17 protein-coding genes are annotated in these 14,837 nt (G+C 64.9%); 9 read left to right on the forward strand and 8 right to left on the reverse strand.

What is annotated here, in order from left to right; translation table 11 throughout:
• Positions 1-10 precede the first annotated feature (10 nt).
• On the reverse strand, positions 11-1,045 hold the full coding sequence (locus QX108_RS04895; RefSeq protein ID WP_172109520.1) for a glutamine synthetase beta-grasp domain-containing protein: 1,035 nt from the start codon (positions 1,043-1,045) through the stop codon (positions 11-13).
• Positions 1,046-1,592: 547 nt separating this feature from the next.
• On the opposite strand from QX108_RS04895, the gene QX108_RS04900 reads away from it, so the two are divergent.
• Both QX108_RS04900 and QX108_RS04905 read left to right on the forward strand, forming a co-directional pair.
• Positions 1,593-1,787 carry a DUF2735 domain-containing protein gene (locus tag QX108_RS04900; RefSeq protein ID WP_315720377.1) on the forward strand — a complete coding sequence of 65 codons (195 nt, stop codon included), beginning with the start codon at positions 1,593-1,595 and terminating at the stop codon, positions 1,785-1,787.
• 138 nt (positions 1,788-1,925) lie between these two features.
• Positions 1,926-2,699, forward strand: coding sequence for a tyrosine-protein phosphatase (locus QX108_RS04905; RefSeq protein ID WP_315779312.1), 774 nt, complete (start codon positions 1,926-1,928; stop codon positions 2,697-2,699).
• A 9-nt stretch (positions 2,700-2,708) separates the two neighbouring features.
• Here QX108_RS04905 and QX108_RS04910 read toward each other — a convergent pair whose 3' ends face one another.
• The 3 genes from QX108_RS04910 to QX108_RS04920 form a co-directional block, all read right to left on the reverse strand.
• Positions 2,709-3,416: a hypothetical protein gene (locus QX108_RS04910; RefSeq protein ID WP_315779314.1), complete on the reverse strand. Its 708-nt coding sequence runs from the start codon at positions 3,414-3,416 to the stop codon at positions 2,709-2,711.
• Positions 3,417-3,496: 80 nt separating this feature from the next.
• A complete protein-coding gene (locus tag QX108_RS04915) occupies positions 3,497-3,715 on the reverse strand; it encodes a hypothetical protein (RefSeq protein WP_009027809.1) in 219 nt (72 codons plus the stop codon).
• Between the two features lie 91 nt (positions 3,716-3,806).
• On the reverse strand, positions 3,807-4,427 hold the full coding sequence (locus tag QX108_RS04920; protein WP_315720380.1) for an SGNH/GDSL hydrolase family protein: 621 nt from the start codon (positions 4,425-4,427) through the stop codon (positions 3,807-3,809).
• Between the two features lie 212 nt (positions 4,428-4,639).
• Between QX108_RS04920 and QX108_RS04925 the strand changes: the two genes are divergently transcribed.
• From QX108_RS04925 to QX108_RS04935, 3 genes are all read left to right on the forward strand, one after another.
• Positions 4,640-5,320: an SDR family oxidoreductase gene (locus QX108_RS04925; protein WP_172109525.1), complete on the forward strand. Its 681-nt coding sequence runs from the start codon at positions 4,640-4,642 to the stop codon at positions 5,318-5,320.
• Between the two features lie 89 nt (positions 5,321-5,409).
• Positions 5,410-6,108, forward strand: a complete 699-nt coding sequence (locus QX108_RS04930) for a DUF2161 domain-containing phosphodiesterase (RefSeq protein ID WP_315779317.1) — start codon at positions 5,410-5,412, stop codon at positions 6,106-6,108.
• A 78-nt stretch (positions 6,109-6,186) separates the two neighbouring features.
• Positions 6,187-6,492 (forward strand): hypothetical protein, encoded by a 306-nt coding sequence (locus QX108_RS04935; protein WP_172109527.1) that lies wholly within the window; start codon positions 6,187-6,189, stop codon positions 6,490-6,492.
• 129 nt (positions 6,493-6,621) lie between these two features.
• Here the strand turns inward: QX108_RS04935 and QX108_RS04940 are convergent, their stop codons facing one another.
• The 3 genes from QX108_RS04940 to QX108_RS04950 form a co-directional block, all read right to left on the reverse strand.
• Positions 6,622-7,245: a GNAT family N-acetyltransferase gene (locus tag QX108_RS04940; RefSeq protein WP_315720382.1), complete on the reverse strand. Its 624-nt coding sequence runs from the start codon at positions 7,243-7,245 to the stop codon at positions 6,622-6,624.
• Between the two features lie 162 nt (positions 7,246-7,407).
• Complete coding sequence (locus QX108_RS04945) at positions 7,408-7,806, reverse strand: PaaI family thioesterase (RefSeq protein ID WP_315779319.1); 399 nt, start codon at positions 7,804-7,806, stop codon at positions 7,408-7,410.
• Between the two features lie 120 nt (positions 7,807-7,926).
• Positions 7,927-9,207: an ArgE/DapE family deacylase gene (locus QX108_RS04950; protein WP_315779321.1), complete on the reverse strand. Its 1,281-nt coding sequence runs from the start codon at positions 9,205-9,207 to the stop codon at positions 7,927-7,929.
• A gap of 147 nt (positions 9,208-9,354) precedes the next feature.
• Between QX108_RS04950 and QX108_RS04955 the strand changes: the two genes are divergently transcribed.
• The 3 genes from QX108_RS04955 to QX108_RS04965 all read left to right on the forward strand — a co-directional run bounded on the left by QX108_RS04955 (position 9,355) and on the right by QX108_RS04965 (position 11,232).
• Complete coding sequence (locus QX108_RS04955) at positions 9,355-9,507, forward strand: hypothetical protein (RefSeq protein ID WP_172109530.1); 153 nt, start codon at positions 9,355-9,357, stop codon at positions 9,505-9,507.
• A gap of 14 nt (positions 9,508-9,521) precedes the next feature.
• The gene (locus QX108_RS04960) at positions 9,522-9,776 is read left to right on the forward strand and encodes a DUF6719 family protein (RefSeq protein ID WP_172132127.1); all 255 of its coding nucleotides are present in this window, start codon (positions 9,522-9,524) and stop codon (positions 9,774-9,776) included.
• A 109-nt stretch (positions 9,777-9,885) separates the two neighbouring features.
• The gene (locus tag QX108_RS04965) at positions 9,886-11,232 is read left to right on the forward strand and encodes an HlyD family type I secretion periplasmic adaptor subunit (RefSeq protein WP_315779323.1); all 1,347 of its coding nucleotides are present in this window, start codon (positions 9,886-9,888) and stop codon (positions 11,230-11,232) included.
• An 11-nt stretch (positions 11,233-11,243) separates the two neighbouring features.
• On the opposite strand, the gene QX108_RS04970 is transcribed toward QX108_RS04965, so the two are convergent.
• Positions 11,244-12,932, reverse strand: coding sequence for a 2Fe-2S iron-sulfur cluster-binding protein (locus QX108_RS04970; RefSeq protein WP_315779325.1), 1,689 nt, complete (start codon positions 12,930-12,932; stop codon positions 11,244-11,246).
• A 175-nt stretch (positions 12,933-13,107) separates the two neighbouring features.
• Here QX108_RS04970 and QX108_RS04975 point away from each other — a divergent pair, with 175 nt between their 5' ends.
• A complete protein-coding gene (locus QX108_RS04975) occupies positions 13,108-14,832 on the forward strand; it encodes a type I secretion system permease/ATPase (RefSeq protein WP_315779327.1) in 1,725 nt (574 codons plus the stop codon).
• The last annotated feature ends 5 nt before the right edge of the window (positions 14,833-14,837 follow it).

Consider the following 14,837-nt stretch of genomic DNA (forward strand, 5'->3'; position numbering starts at 1 on the left):
GCTCGGCGTCTTAGGCTGCGGCTTTCGCGCCGGTCGGAACCATCGCGATCGTCTTCAGGACCTGAGACGCGATCTGGTAGGGGTCGCCCTGCGAGTTCGGGCGGCGGTCTTCCAGATAGCCCTTATAGGCGTTGTTCACGAACGAGTGCGGCACGCGGATCGAGGCGCCACGGTCGGCCACACCCCAGCTGAAGGTGTCGATCGAGGCGGTCTCATGCTTGCCGGTCAGGCGCATGTGGTTGTCCGGGCCGTAGACGGCGATGTGGTCGGCGCGGGCCTCCTTGAAGGCGTCCATCAGCTTCTCGAAGTACTCCTTGCCGCCGACTTCGCGCATGTGCTTGGTCGAGAAGTTGCAGTGCATGCCCGAGCCGTTCCAGTCGGTGTCGCCGAGCGGCTTGCAGTGGAATTCGATGTCGATGCCGTACTTCTCGGTCAGGCGCAGCATCAGGTAGCGGGCCATCCACATCTGGTCGGCGGCCGTACGCGAGCCCTTGCCGAACACCTGGAATTCCCACTGGCCCTTCGCCACCTCGGCGTTGATGCCTTCGTGGTTGATACCGGCGGCGAGGCAGAGGTCGAGATGCTCCTCGACGATCTTGCGGGCGACGTCGCCGACGTTCTTGAAGCCGACGCCGGTGTAGTATGGACCCTGCGGAGCCGGATAGCCATACTCGGGGAAGCCGAGCGGACGGCCGTCCTTGTAGAAGAAGTACTCCTGCTCGAAGCCGAACCACGCGTCCGGATCGTCCAGGATGGTGGCGCGGGCGTTCGACGGATGCGGGGTCTTGCCGTCCGGCATCATGACTTCGCACATCACCAGCACGCCGTTGGTGCGGGCGGCATCGGGATACACGGCGACCGGCTTCAGCACGCAGTCGGAGCTATGGCCTTCGGCCTGCATCGTCGACGAGCCGTCGAAGCCCCAAAGAGGCAGCTGTTCCAGGGTCGGAAAAGAGGAAAATTCCTTGATCTGTGTCTTGCCGCGCAAATTCGGCACCGGCTTGTAGCCGTCGAGCCAGATGTACTCGAGCTTGTATTTCGTCATTGAGCCTCTCTGTCTTATCGAAAGGTGGGAGCCCAGCAATCGAAGGCTCCCCGCGCTTACCCGGCCACGATCGGCCAGCGCACTCTTAAGCATGGAACGTGCCAAGTCCCGCGACGTCCCGCCGCATGCGTCGGTGCTCACCCGGAGACCGCGAAGCCTCGCCCGCGCTCGCCAGGGGTGCGGCAAACCAGCGCGGCCGGGTTTGCACGGAGCGCATGGCGGCGCGACCAGCGCGCCAGAAACCCGCTTGTTTCATTGGCATTTGCGGCGACGCGAAAATTGCGCAGAACAAGACAGCAGCAGTTCCCGGACATTTTCGCAAAGCTTCGCCGCCCACGCCGCAACCTTTGATCCGGCCCAAGCGTTAATCAGCTGCCCGTTGCTTCGCAGGGGGCAAAACCGTGTTTGCCCTCAAAACGCGCAATTTGTGATTTCGTTTTGATCATATTGCATTCCCCGGGGCAGCCGCCGATATCGGAAGAGGTAACCACAAGAGAACGAGTCGGGCGCACCATCATGGGCAGTCCGATGGAGAGGAGCCTGTTCAATGGACACAAACGTGAACGAGGGGTCCGCAAGGATCTATCAATTCCCGCGCGGGGGGCGGGCCGGTCTCGCGCCTCGGCAACTCGGAGAAACGCCTGCGCGTCAGGCCGCTCCGTCTTTGCAGCCGGCCATTTACAGCGGCAGCTGGTATCACGACGAGGCGATTCAGGAAGCCAAGCCGGCATGGGACCGCTGATGTCGACAAACCCCGTGACGCATCTTCTGAGCCTTTGCTGAAGGGTCGGACCGCTAAGGTTCCGGCCCTTTTGCTTTCCGAGACCCTCGCCTCCTCCTGCACAAGAGCGGTGGCAGGTGGTTTCAAACTGAATCGCGAATGACGTACACTCGACTCATGTCAGCTGCGTCACCTTCGCATCTCTCCCGTCATCTCGGCCTGCAAGGGGCCAGCAATTTCAGGGATCTTGGCGGATATCCCAGCCGCGACGGCCGCCATGTGCGTTGGCGACATCTCTTTCGCTCCAACCATCTCGGTCGACTGACCGAAGCCGACGCTGCGGTCGTGCGACAGCTCGGCATCCGCTCGGCGTTCGATTTCCGCGGCAAGGAAGAGCGGATCGCAGGCCTCTGTGCGATCGCCGAGATCGCCGTTCATACGCTGCCGATCGAGCCCAGCGTCGTCCCTGTCCTGCGTGACCGCTGGTCGGCCGGACGTTTGACGGTGGAGGACGCCCTGGAGCTGATGCGGGAGTCCTATCGCAACTACATCCTGCGCCACACGCCGCGCTTCCGCGCTCTGTTCGACCATCTGCTCGGCGATCACGCCCCGCTGGTGATTCATTGCACGGCCGGCAAGGACCGCACGGGCGTGGCCTGCGCGCTGGTGCTTTCTGCCCTCGATGTGCCCGACGAAATCATTCTCGACGACTATCTGCTCACCAACCAGCATTTTCGCCGCGACACGGCTGCCCATCCCGAGCTTCCGCAGGACGTGCTCGAGGCGATTGGCACGGTGCAGGCTTCGTTCCTGGCTGCTGCTCTCGGTGCCGTGCGCGAGTCGTATGGAGATATCGACAGCTATCTGCGCGAAGGCCTTGGTCTCGATGGCCCCGCCCGCACTGCTCTGCAACAGCGCTACCTCACCAGTTGAGAACCGCGCTCAGTCCGGCAGCTTGGCCGGCTGCACTGAGATCACGCGCGCCGCGGCAGATGACTTGACGGCTTTGATCATCAGTTCGAGCCGAAAGCCGAGCGCCGGCTCCTCGCTCTTGGGTTTGAAGAGAATGGCAGCAAAGCGGAGACGGCCATCGGCATCGAGCTTGACGGGCAGATCCTCGCGTACGCGAAACACCCGCCCCTTCCCAGCCCGCGGCGGAGTCTTCGCGCGGACCGCCTGCTCGACCAGATCATGGAGGTTCAGGGTCACGACGTCGGGATCGCCGACTGCGTAGAAGCGGAATGAATCCGTGTCCCAGCGGCTGTTCGCGACCTCGACCACGGCGCGGCTGTCGGGCGACCAGGCGGCAATCAGATCATAGCGATTGGCACGCATCTCGCCGGTAGCCCAATAGGTACCACCAAGCCGGCCGAGCACCGCGCCGTCCGGCAACCTGATCAGCACGTTGTCGACATCACCGGGCGGCTCGGCCTGTCCGGTCGGCAAACCATCTGAGGTCCGCCAGCCGAACGCGAACCTCCCCGATGGTGAGGCCGTCTCGGGAAATACGCGGATGGCATCCTTGCCATTGCCGCAAATGAAGCTTCGGTGCTGGTCCGGCACACAGGCCGCCAGGGCAACGGCAGACGACCCTGCCAGACAGGACAGCGCAAGGAAGCTCAGTGTGACGACGATGAAAGCCCGGTTCATGCAGTCCATGCTAACCGCAGCAGCCGTGCGACGCACGTCGCTCCGACCTCGAACGGTCGGCCGCGTGCGATTGGCGAAGATCAGGCCGCTTCGATGTCGGCCGACTCGGCCGCCTCGAGCGCGTCGAGATCGGCAATGACCTCCTCAAACGCGGAGATCGCCTGCTGCACCGCTGCGATCTGCATCAACTCCCATCCGCTCACCGGGCCCGACCGGTTCTGCAATGCGACCACGAGATCCCGCCGCTGCTCTTTCAGCTGCACCAGCGGCAAACCATGGTCCGGCAGATGTCTCATCATGACAAAGCTCCAACGCCCCTCAAGCGGCATGGAAGCAGGCTAGCCGGCCGCGCTGGCGATCTGCTTACGAAACTCCGGCAAATTTTATCGATCAGGCCGGCGGCGCGGGGCTCGCCATGATGGCCTTGGCAAGGACCGCACTGACCGTGGCGGTTGCACATTCGCTCATATGCAGGCCATCGTCATGGCCGTCATCCATGGCCCGCAACGGAATGCCGGCATCACACCAGCCCTTCATGAGATCCCAGCGCCGGAACAGGTTGACGCTCGCGGCCGAAGTCACCTCCTCGATGCGACGTTGCATGTCCCGTGCCTGCTTCAACCGCTCTGGCGGATCGACCATCGCGGCCGTGTACTGCAGGTCCATGACGATGACATCGATCGGTAGCCTGGCCAGCCAGCCGAGGCCGTTGCGGAGCGCCGCTTCGACCTCATCGAGGTTGGAGGTCTGGTAGCGATAGACGGCGTTGGTGCCGACCTGCCAGATCACCAGCGAGGGCTGCTCCGCGATGACGTCGCTCTCGATGCGGGAGAGCTCTTCCGGAGCCTCCTGTCCGCCGATGCCGCGATTGAGGACGTCGATCACGCAGCCGAAATTGGCTTTCTCCTTACGCAGCTTCTGCTCGAGCCGCGCCGGAAACGCCACGATATCGTTGGTGCCCGCGGTCGAGGACGAGCCGAGCGCCACCACGCGGGTCTTGCGCCGGGTCACGAGACTCTCGTGGAAATGCCGGATCGGATAGCGAAACGCAGTGATAACGTCGGGAAATCTGCAAGAGCTTGTCGCGGTCATGGTCACCTCTGACAAACCACGCCTTCAGATTGCAATTGAATGCACCGGCCGCTCAGCCATTGCAACTCGTCCGCAGGGCAATAGTATAAAAAGGGACGCTGCGGGGCGTGTGAACGGGGATCAGGGACGGAATGAACGGAGCAGTGATTGTCATCACGGGGGCGCAGGGCGCGCTCGGGCGCAGCGTGGCCGATCTCGCGCTGGCGCGTGGCGCGCATGTGGCTGGAATCGATCACGCCCAGGCCGAAATCCCTGCCAGTGACGACCGCATCGAGCTCGGAGGCGTCGATCTGTCCGATCCAGACCAGGCCAAGGTCGCAATTGACTCGGTCGCCGCCCATTTCGGCACGCTGGATGCCCTGATCAACATCGCCGGCGCATTTGCTTTCGAGAATGCCGCCGACGGCGACGACAGCGTCTGGGAGAAGATGCATGCCCGCAATCTCATGACCGCGCTGCATGCCTCTCGCGCCGCGATCCCGCATCTGGTGCGCTCCAGCACCGGCCGGATCGTCAATATCGGCGCCATGGGGGCACTGCAGGCCGGTGCCGGCATGGGCCCCTATGCCGCCTCCAAGTCCGGCGTGCATCGCCTGACCGAAGCGCTGGCGGCGGAGTGGAAGGGCAAGATCACCGTCAACGCCGTGCTGCCTTCGACGATCGACACGCCGGCAAACCGCGCCAGCATGCCGAAAGCCGATTTCGACAAATGGGTGACGCCGCAGGAGCTTGCCGAGGTGATCCTGTTTCTGGCCAGCGATGCGGCAAGCGGTGTCACCGGGGCACTGATACCGGTAGTCGGCCGCGTTTAGCAGACCGCGCCCGAGCCGCAGTTCGCGCTGACACGACGAGACGCATCGGGCTAGACTCGCGGCGCTTGAGTCGCAACGATGGACGCCCCTTGGAAACCGCGCTCTACCTTCCCGTCAAACGCTTCCTCGAAAACCTCGGCTTCACGGCCAAGGGGGAAGTCAGCGGCTGTGACGTGGTCGCGCTGAAGGGTGAGGACCCGCCGATCGTGGTCATCTGTGAGCTCAAGCAGGCCTTCAACCTGGAACTGCTGCTGCAGGCGGTCGACCGCGCCGGCGCATGTGACGAGGTGTGGATTGCCGCTCGATTGTCGGCGCGCGGCAAGGGCCGCGAGAGCGACACACGCTATCGAAATCTGTGCCGACGGCTCGGTTTCGGCATGCTGGCGGTGACCTCCAACGGCCAGGTCGAAGTCCTGGTCCCGCCGCCGACCACTGCGCCGCGCAAGAATCCCAAGAAGCGATCGCGCCTGGTGATCGAGCATCAGCGTCGCAAGGGCGACCCTGTCAGCGGCGGCTCGACCCGGACCCCCCTCATGACGGCCTACCGGCAGCAGGCGCTGGCCTGCGCCTCGGCGCTCTCGGACGGCCCGAAACGCGTCCGCGAGCTGCGAGCGGACATTCCTGATGCACCGAAAATCCTTCAGCGCAATGTCTATGGCTGGTTCGACCGCGCCGAACGCGGCGTCTACGCCCTCACCAAAGCCGGGCACGCGGCCTTGCGCCGCTGGCCCCAGGATATCCACATGACGGCGGCAGCGTTGCCCGATCGCGACATGGTGAACGCATAGCTGGGCTGCCGCGCAGATTTCATATTGCAATGCAACAAAGCTGCTTCTAGGTATCCCCGAAGATTCACGAGGCCTCTTATGAGCGAAGATTGGAACACCAAGTACGGTCCGCGTCGCGTCAGGCGTGATCCCCCGACTCTTGAGGAGGCGATATTCGCAGCGTCCGGCATCACCGACGACGTCCAGGCTCAGGCCGAGATCGCGTCCGCCCTGATGGGGCTGCCGCTCGAGCAGGTGCTGCCGGAGGTCAAGAAGGCGGTCCGGGTTGCCGCGCGCACCAATACGCGGGTCATCACGGCTGATCAGGGCACGCAGCAGCGCGCCGTCGTGGTCGAGCGCCGCACCGTGCGCCGCTTCAACTTCGACAAGCGCACCGGCACCTGACCGTTGCGCCGCGCCACCGGATAGCCGCCGGCCGGAGCCCGCAACGACTTCCATGACAAAAGCGCGACAGCGAAATCGCCGTCGCGCTTTTGTCATTTGCGAGCGTTGTCATTGACGAGCCGCTCTTGCTCAAGCGGCGCGCTTGTCCCCGTACATCCGGGTCACCAGCTTCCAGCAAGCCCGGTTCAAATTGAAGAATGCACGTGCGGCTGCGATCGGCGCGTCGATCACGAGCTTGGCGAATTCATCCTGGGGCTGCTCGGAGAGATCAATCGTGCCGGTCGACTCGCCATGCCGGAACGCCAGATGCGCACCGAACTTGAAGGCGAGCGCGCGCATGGCGTGGTTCTGCGAACCCGTGGTCACCCGCAGCTTGCGATAGCCCTTCCAGCGCGCTTCCGAGATCACACGCTGGAACAGCAGGCTGCCGACGCCACGGCGGCGCACGCAGGATTCGACGCTGAACGCGATCTCCGGAAGCCCGTCCTCGGACTGCTCCGGCGGATGTAACTCGGCCGCGCCGCGCACCATGCCGTTTTCCATGTAGGCGACGACGATCGTGCCGTCAGCCGCACAGCGGGCCGCGTAGCGTTCGATGAAACTGTCATCGAGAAAACCGTTGAACCGATCATGCCGGCTCTCAGGATCGAGCCGCAGCAGATGATCGCGCAGCAGCGGCAGTTCCTCGTGCTGGCTGAGCGTCCGCACATAGCCGAAGCCCGGCCGGGGACGAAAAGTATCTACCTGTGTCACTGCCAAAGACTCCTCTCCGAAGCCCTCCGCGTACAGACGTCTTTCCCTAGACAGCAGCTATATTGTGCATCGCAACATTCATTGCAAGCCCCGTGCTCTACGGAGAGAACATGCGGCCATGCACGGGTCGCGTGAGTTAATGATTCGTTCGTATACGAATGGTCACAGCACCAGCTGAGTCTGGCTGACGATCGCCACCAGCCTACCGTCGTCGGTCTCGATACGGGTCTGCCAGACCTGGGTGCGGCGGCCGCGATGCACCGGCGTCGCAATGGCGGTCACCACGCTCCCCTCCTTGGCGCCGCCGATGAAGTTGGTCTTGCTCTCGATCGTCGTGGTGCCCTTGGCATCCTCGGGCAGATTGATCACGGTCGCAGCGGCGCCGACCGAATCGGCGAGAGCCATGATGGCGCCACCATGGATGGTGTGATGTAGCGTGCAGAGATCCGGCCGGACCTGCATCTGCGCCACCACGCGCTCAGCGCTGGCCTCGGTGAAGATGACGCCCTTCAACTCGGCGAACGGCATCTTCAGCGAATTGATCTTCTCGAGCGGCGTCATGCCGTTTCCTCCCCGCGACCGGACGACACGTCTTTCGCGTGCCTGCACCTGATCTGAATGCATCGAGCTTCGAATCGAAGGCAATGACCTGAGAGGTCATTGCCTTCGCGAGTCACAAAGTCAGGACTTCTCGACACCGCACCATTCGGCAATGAACAGCGCCATGGCCTTGGTCACCTGACGCAGCGAGTCGATCTCGACATATTCATTGAAGCCGTGCATCGCCGCACCGGTGGCGCCGAAGCAGAGGCTCGGGATGTTGTAGTTGAGCCCATAGAAGCGCGTGTCGGTCAGCGCCGTGAAGACGAGATCCTGCACCTCACCGCCATAGACGGCGGCGAATGCCTTGCCGAATGCCGCCTCGGGCTCGGCCGCATGGGTCAGTTCGTAACCTTCCGACAGGAAGCCGGACCATTCGACCACCGGCGGATTGTTCGAGAGAAAGCGGTGATCGCGCGAGGCTGCGGCGACGCAGGCGAGGATCTCGTTCTGGCAATCCTTGACCGACCAGCCGGGCAGGATCGCAATCCGGCAATCGACGTCGCACCAGGCCGGTACGCTCGAGGCCCAGTCGCCGCCTCTGATGATGCCCGGGTTGAAGTTGATCGGATGCGTGAGCGTCTTGAAGTGACGGTCGCTCTTGGCGCGCTCGTTCCACTCCGCTTCGAGCTTCTCAAGCGAATGGATGAGGTGATAGGTCGCCTGGATCGCATTGGCGCCGACGCCGGCCTCGAACACATGGGCGGGGAAGCCGCGCACCTTCAGGCGGAACCAGATCACGCCGACCTGCGAGCGCACCATCTTGCCGCTGGTCGGCTCCGGAATGAAGCAGGCGTCGGCGCGGTAGCCGCGCTGCAAAGTCGAGAGCGCACCGATCCCGGTGCTCTCTTCCTCGATCACGGATTGGACGTGAATGCGCGCAGTCGGCCTGAAACCTGCGGCGTTGATGGCATCGAGCGCATAGAGCGCACCGATCGTTCCGGACTTCATGTCGCAGGCGCCGCGACCATACATCCGACCGTCGCGGATGACCGGCGAGAATGGCGGTGTCTCCCACATGTCGAGCGGACCGGCGGGCACGACGTCGCAATGCCCCTGTAGGATCAGCGAGCGCCCCGCCGTGGTCGCCGGCCGATAGGTTCCGACGACGCTGCGCGCCTTCGAGAAATCATGCTCGATCGGGCCGTAGCCCCGCATGTCCTTCAGATCATCGAGATCGATGTGCCAATCGTCGACCTCGTAGCCGCGAGCGCGCAGGAGATCACCGAACATGTCCTGACACGGCCCTTCGGCGCCGCGCGTCGAGGGGATCGCGACGAAGTCGCTGGTTGTGGCGAGCTGCCGATCGAAGCCGGCATCGACGGCGTCGACGATCCGTTGCGTAGTGTCCTTGGTGATCATGCCCGTTCAGGTTCCAGATTGCTGACGATCCCAGCAAACCACAATTCACCGCGCTGTTGCACCGGATTTGCAACTGCTTTCAGAATCGCAAGCCTCCCCGTACACTGGCGCATACGAAAGACGACAAGACATTTTTTGGAATTTGACATGTCGGATCATCGCAACATTCTTTATTTCCTGCTCGGCATTCTCACCGCGGCCATCGTCGTGCTCGGTTATAATTTCTACCAGGCCAAGAAGCAGCCCGACGGATTTCAGATCAATGTCGGGCCGAACGGTGTGAAGATCGAGGGAAAGTGATGCGTCTTGTCCATATGTCGCGGCGACGTCGTGCCGCGCAGGCTCTTGCCGGCCTCGGCCTCGTGCTGCTGCTCGCCGCGCCGGCGCAGGCGCAATATGTCGGGCGGGAGCAGGACGTGATCGACCTCCGGCTCGGCCAGCGCGTGCTGGTCGATGACGGCACCTGCCCCGCCGGTCAGGTCAAGGAGGTCTCCGGCTCCCGGATGGCCGAAGCCGGCATTGTCCGCACCACGAAATGCGTGCCCCGCTTCGGGCCGAAGAAGAAGTAGCAGCGCATTCCGGCCGGACGTCGCCAGACGACCGGCGTGACCTGACGCACAGTGCCTCATCGTCGCATCGCCCATGCTCCCGCCGGTGCACAATCGCGGGGGACCGATCATGTCGATGTCACTGGTTGAGGATCACGGCTTCTTCGAGCCGGCAGACCGGCCGCAGCCGGTCAGGGCCGATTTCAGCCGCTATGCCCTGCTCGGCTATTTGTCGATCGCACTGGTGTTCGGCGGCTTCGGCGTGTGGGCCGCCTACGCACCGCTCGACCGCGCGGCGATCGCGCCGGGCACGGTGTCGGTCTCCGGCGATCACAAGGTCGTCCAGCACCGTGAGGGCGGGATCGTCAGGGAGATCCTGGCCAAGGAAACCCACGCCGTGCACCGCGGCGACCTGCTGTTCCGGCTGCAGCCGACCGAGGCGCAGGCCAACACGGACCTGCTGCGCAAGCAGATGGACGCCGCCTTGGCCGAGGAGGCGCGCCTGCTGGCGGAGCGCGGCAATGCGCGGATGATCTCCTTCCCCGACAGCCTGCTCCGTCGGCAGCACGTGCCGGAAGCGGCGCTCGTCATCGCCGACCAGCAGCGCCTTTTCATCGAGCGGCGCAACGGCCTGATCAGCCAGATCAACATCCTGAACTCGCAGATCGCCCAGCAGCAGCAGGAGCTCGCCGGACGCGACCGCCAGCGCGCCGCGCTCGTCGCCCAACGCGCGAGCTTCGAGACCCAGATGAACAACGTGCGGCCGGCGGTCGCCGGCGGCTACTATCCGCGCAACAAGTTCCTCGAGCTGGAACGGGAACGTGCGCGCGTCGAAGGCGACCTCGGCCAGGCGCAGGCGGACGTGGCGCGTCTGACCCAGACGGCGGCGCAAACGCGCCTGCAGATCGACCAGACGATGCAGAAGTACCTTGCCGAGGTCGGCCAGCAGCTCGACGGCACCCGCGCCAAGCTGTCCGACCTGCGCGAGAAGCTCGTCATCGCCGAGGACGTGCTGCGCCGTGTCGACATCCGCGCCGAGCGCGACGGCATCGTCATGAACATGAAGGTCCACACCGTTGGCGCCGTCGTGAAACCCGGCGACACGCTCGCCGAGATCGTCCCGGTCGGCGAAGGCGTCGACGTGATGGCGCATGTCTCTCCGCGCGACATCGAGAGCGTCGCCATAGGCCAGAAGGCCGAGGTGCGCTTCCCCAATTTCTCCGCGCGCACGACGCCCGCGATCTTTGGCAAGGTGCAGAGCGTCTCGGCGGACGCGATGAACGACGAGGCGACCAAGCAGAGCTACTACTCGGCGCGCGTCGTGATCGACTATTCGACCATTCCGCCCGACATCGCCGACAAGATCCTGCCGGGCATGCAGGCCGACGTGATCATCTCCACGGGCGAGCGCACCGTGCTCGAATATCTCGTGGGACCGCTGCTCAACACGCTTGCCAAGACGTTCCGCGAGAAATGATGCGGCGGCCCCTAGACCGACGCGTCCGATGCCGCGCGCGCGACGAGAGCGACGTCGCGCGCGCGGAGCACGCCGACGGCATCGAGGTCCCCGCCCTGCTCGGCATCGGCGAGCGTCTCGTGGGCCAGCCCGGCCACGTCGTGCAGGCCTGCAGCTCTTGCCGCGTGCCCGGACAGCGCCAGCTGCCAGCCTTTGCGCTGCGCCAACGCGGCCAGACGCGCCGGCACGTCGGTCACGGTTCCCAGCACCGCCACGCGCGTCATTCGTCCCAACGCCAATTGTCCGACGACCACCTCGCCGACATCGACGCCGATGGCGAGCTCGACAGGACGACCGATCTCGGCCGCAATCTTTTCATTGACCCGGTCCATGGCGAGATCGATCGCGCCAATCGCCTGCAGCGCATCACGGCAGCCGTGATCCGGCCCGCGCTGCTCGCCGAAGACGGCAAGCACGCCGTCACCGAGGAAGCGATCGATCCGCCCGGCATTGGCTTCGATGGCTCCGGACACGGCGCCGAAGATCTCGTTCATCATGAAGACGAGATCGGAAGCGAGGCGATCGCCCACGATGGCCGCGAAGGCGCGAACGCGAATCTGGACGAGACAGACGGCGCGGCGCTCGCCTTGAGCGTCAGCCTGTTCGTTCACCTGCGTCAGTGCTCCAGGGCCATCCACCAGGGGCGCGATGGTGAGCGGCGCCGCCGGACGAATCTGGCAGGCCAGCCGTACATGCTCCGGGGCGCTCGAGCCCGTGAGCACGGCGCGCTCCTGATGACCCGGCGGCGGCAGCGTCTCTGCACCTTCCAGCACACGAACACGGCACAGGCCGCAACGGGCCCGGCCGCCGCATTCGGATCGATCGGAGAGATGGTTGCTCCTAATGACCTCGAGCAGCGTCGGGCCGATGGCGGCCTGCACCGTCGCACCATTTGGAAAAGTGATGGCAACCTTCGGCGCCGCGAGCAGCGCAATGTGGCGGAAGACGACGATCGTCACGCCGGCCACGAGCAGCGCCGCAACCGCGATCCGCGCCGACAGCTGCAACAGATCGATCCACTTGCTATCGAGCTCGCTCGGCCAATGCGTCACCTGCCGCATCCGCTCTGCCATGGCAGGATCGCTCAACAGCCCGGCGACCGCCCGCCCCGACACCACGAAGCCCATCAGCGCCGCCATCGGGACGGCAACGGCAAGCACGACCAGCGCCGGCTGCGCCAGGCGATACCAGCGCCGGAATTTCAGCCAATGATGCAGACCGAGACAGCCATGGACCCACACGAGCAGCAGCAGCATCGTCTGGATCCACGCCGCACGTGGCCAGATCAGCGCCAGCGCGTAGAGGTAGTTGTCCTGAACACCGAACAGGGCATGGGCGACATGCGTCTCGACGATGTGCGGCAACAGCAGCAGCGGGATCGCCAATCCTGTAACGAGCTCAATCAGCTCCCACGCCGGCAGCCGCCAGCTGCTGCGCTGGATCGTCTTTGCCACCGCAAGCACGGCATGCGCAAGCAACGCTGCCAGCAGCACGATCATTCCGGGCCAGGACCGCGTCAGCACAAGCCGCCACTCCTGCACCTCGTCCATCGCCTCGAGACTGAACAGACCCACCGCGTGATTGAGAAAATGCGTGGCGGCAAATGCGAACAGAATGAGCCCCGACAGGAGGCGAATGTTTTGGGTCGTCAAAGTGCGCATGTCATGACTGGCGAGAAGACAGAGCTCGAGATCGAGCGGGCGTGTCACTGCGGTAGCGGCTGAGACCGGTCAACTCAAGCACCGGCGGAGCCGTTTCGACCTATGTGAGGTCAGTCACGGTCGCTGATACCGCAATGGACGAACCTCCCCGAGCGCCATCGTGAGGGGATCTGCCATGACGAACACCATCGCCCGAAGCCCGCTGGGAGCCGCGCTCCGCGCCTGCTTCCCCGCGCTCACCGCGACCTTCGTGCTCAGCCTCTTCATCAATGCGAGCATGCTTGCCTCGCCGCTCTACTCCATGCAGGTCTATGACCGCGTGCTCACCAGCCGCAACCTCGGCACGCTGGTGATGCTGACCCTGATCGTCGGCGTCTTCCTGGTGCTGTACGGCATCCTCGAGTTCGCCCGCTCCGGCGTCTTGGCGCGCGCCGGCGTGCAATTCGAAGGCACGCTGCGCCACCCGCTGTTCGAAACGATGATGAAGGCCGAGCTGTCGCCACGGCATCGTTTCGGCCAGCAGATCATCCGTGACGCCGAGACGATCCGCGACTGCATCTCCAGCGGCACCGCCGCGATCGCCTGCGACCTGCCGTGGACGCCGGTGTTCGTCGCGTTATGCTTCCTGCAGCACGCCTATCTCGGCATCCTTTCGCTGCTCGGCGCCATCGTGCTGTTCTCGCTGGCGCTGTTCACCGAATTCTACACGCGCGCCAGCGTCGAGCGCACCAATGCGCTGGCCAACGAGGCCTCGCGCTTCGTCGCGGCGGCCTTGCGCAACGGCGAGGTCGTGCGCGGCCTCGGCATGGGCGACATCGTGATGGATCGCTGGAGCTGCCGGCAATCGGCGATGGTCGATGCCCACAGCACGCTGGTCGAGCGCGGCGCGGCGATGCACTCCGTGACCAAATTCGCGCGCATGGCGGTGCAGACCTCGCTGCTGTGCATCGGTGCCTGGCTCGCCATCGAGCAGCAGATCTCGCCCGGCGCGATGATGGCGACGTCGATCATCATGGGCCGCGCGCTGGCGCCGGTCGAGCAGGTCGTCGGCCAGTGGAAGCGCATCATCGCCTTCCGCTCCGCCTATCGGCGCCTCGAGGAACTGTTCCATGCCCTCCCCGTCACCGCGGCGCCCACGGCCCTGCCGACGCCGCGCGGCGACATCGACGTCGAGAACGCCGTGGTGTGGCCGCCGGCCGCGGGACGTCCCTCCGTCAAGGGCGTCAGCTTCTCGCTCAAGGCCGGCGAGAGCCTCGCGATCGTCGGCGCCTCCGCCAGCGGCAAGTCGAGCATGGCCCGCGCGATGGCCGGCGTCTGGCCGCTCCGCGAAGGCGTGATCCGCATCGACGGCGCCGCCTACAGCCAGTGGGACCAGAACCGGCTCGGCAAGCATATCGGTTACCTGCCGCAGGACATCGAGCTGTTCTCGGGAACGGTGGCGGACAACATCGCCCGTCTCGCCAGGGTGGACGAGGCCGCGGTCGTGGCCGCAGCCAAGGCCGCAGGCGCCCATGAGGTGATCCTGCGCCTGCCCAACGGCTACGACACCCCGATCGGAGAAGGCGGCGTGGCGCTGTCGGGCGGCATGCGCCAGCGCGTCGGCCTGGCCCGCGCGCTGTATGGCAATCCGCGGCTGCTGATCCTCGACGAGCCGAACTCCAACCTCGACGAGGACGGCGAGCGGGCGCTGGCTCATGCCATGGCCCAGGCGAAGGCCGCCGGCCGGACCGTGATCGTCGTCACGCACCGTCCGCAGCTTCTGGCGCATGTTGACCGCATCATGGTGATGGCCTTCGGCAAGACGCTGGCATGCGGCCCGCGCGACGAGGTGATCGCCAAGATGCGCGGCCAGCGCGTCGTCGTCGCCCACGACCGGGCGACGGCCAGCGCCGCGGCTTGAACCAA

This window comes from Bradyrhizobium sp. SZCCHNR1002, from assembly GCF_032381435.1.
GTDB classification, from domain to species: domain Bacteria; phylum Pseudomonadota; class Alphaproteobacteria; order Rhizobiales; family Xanthobacteraceae; genus Bradyrhizobium; species Bradyrhizobium aeschynomenes.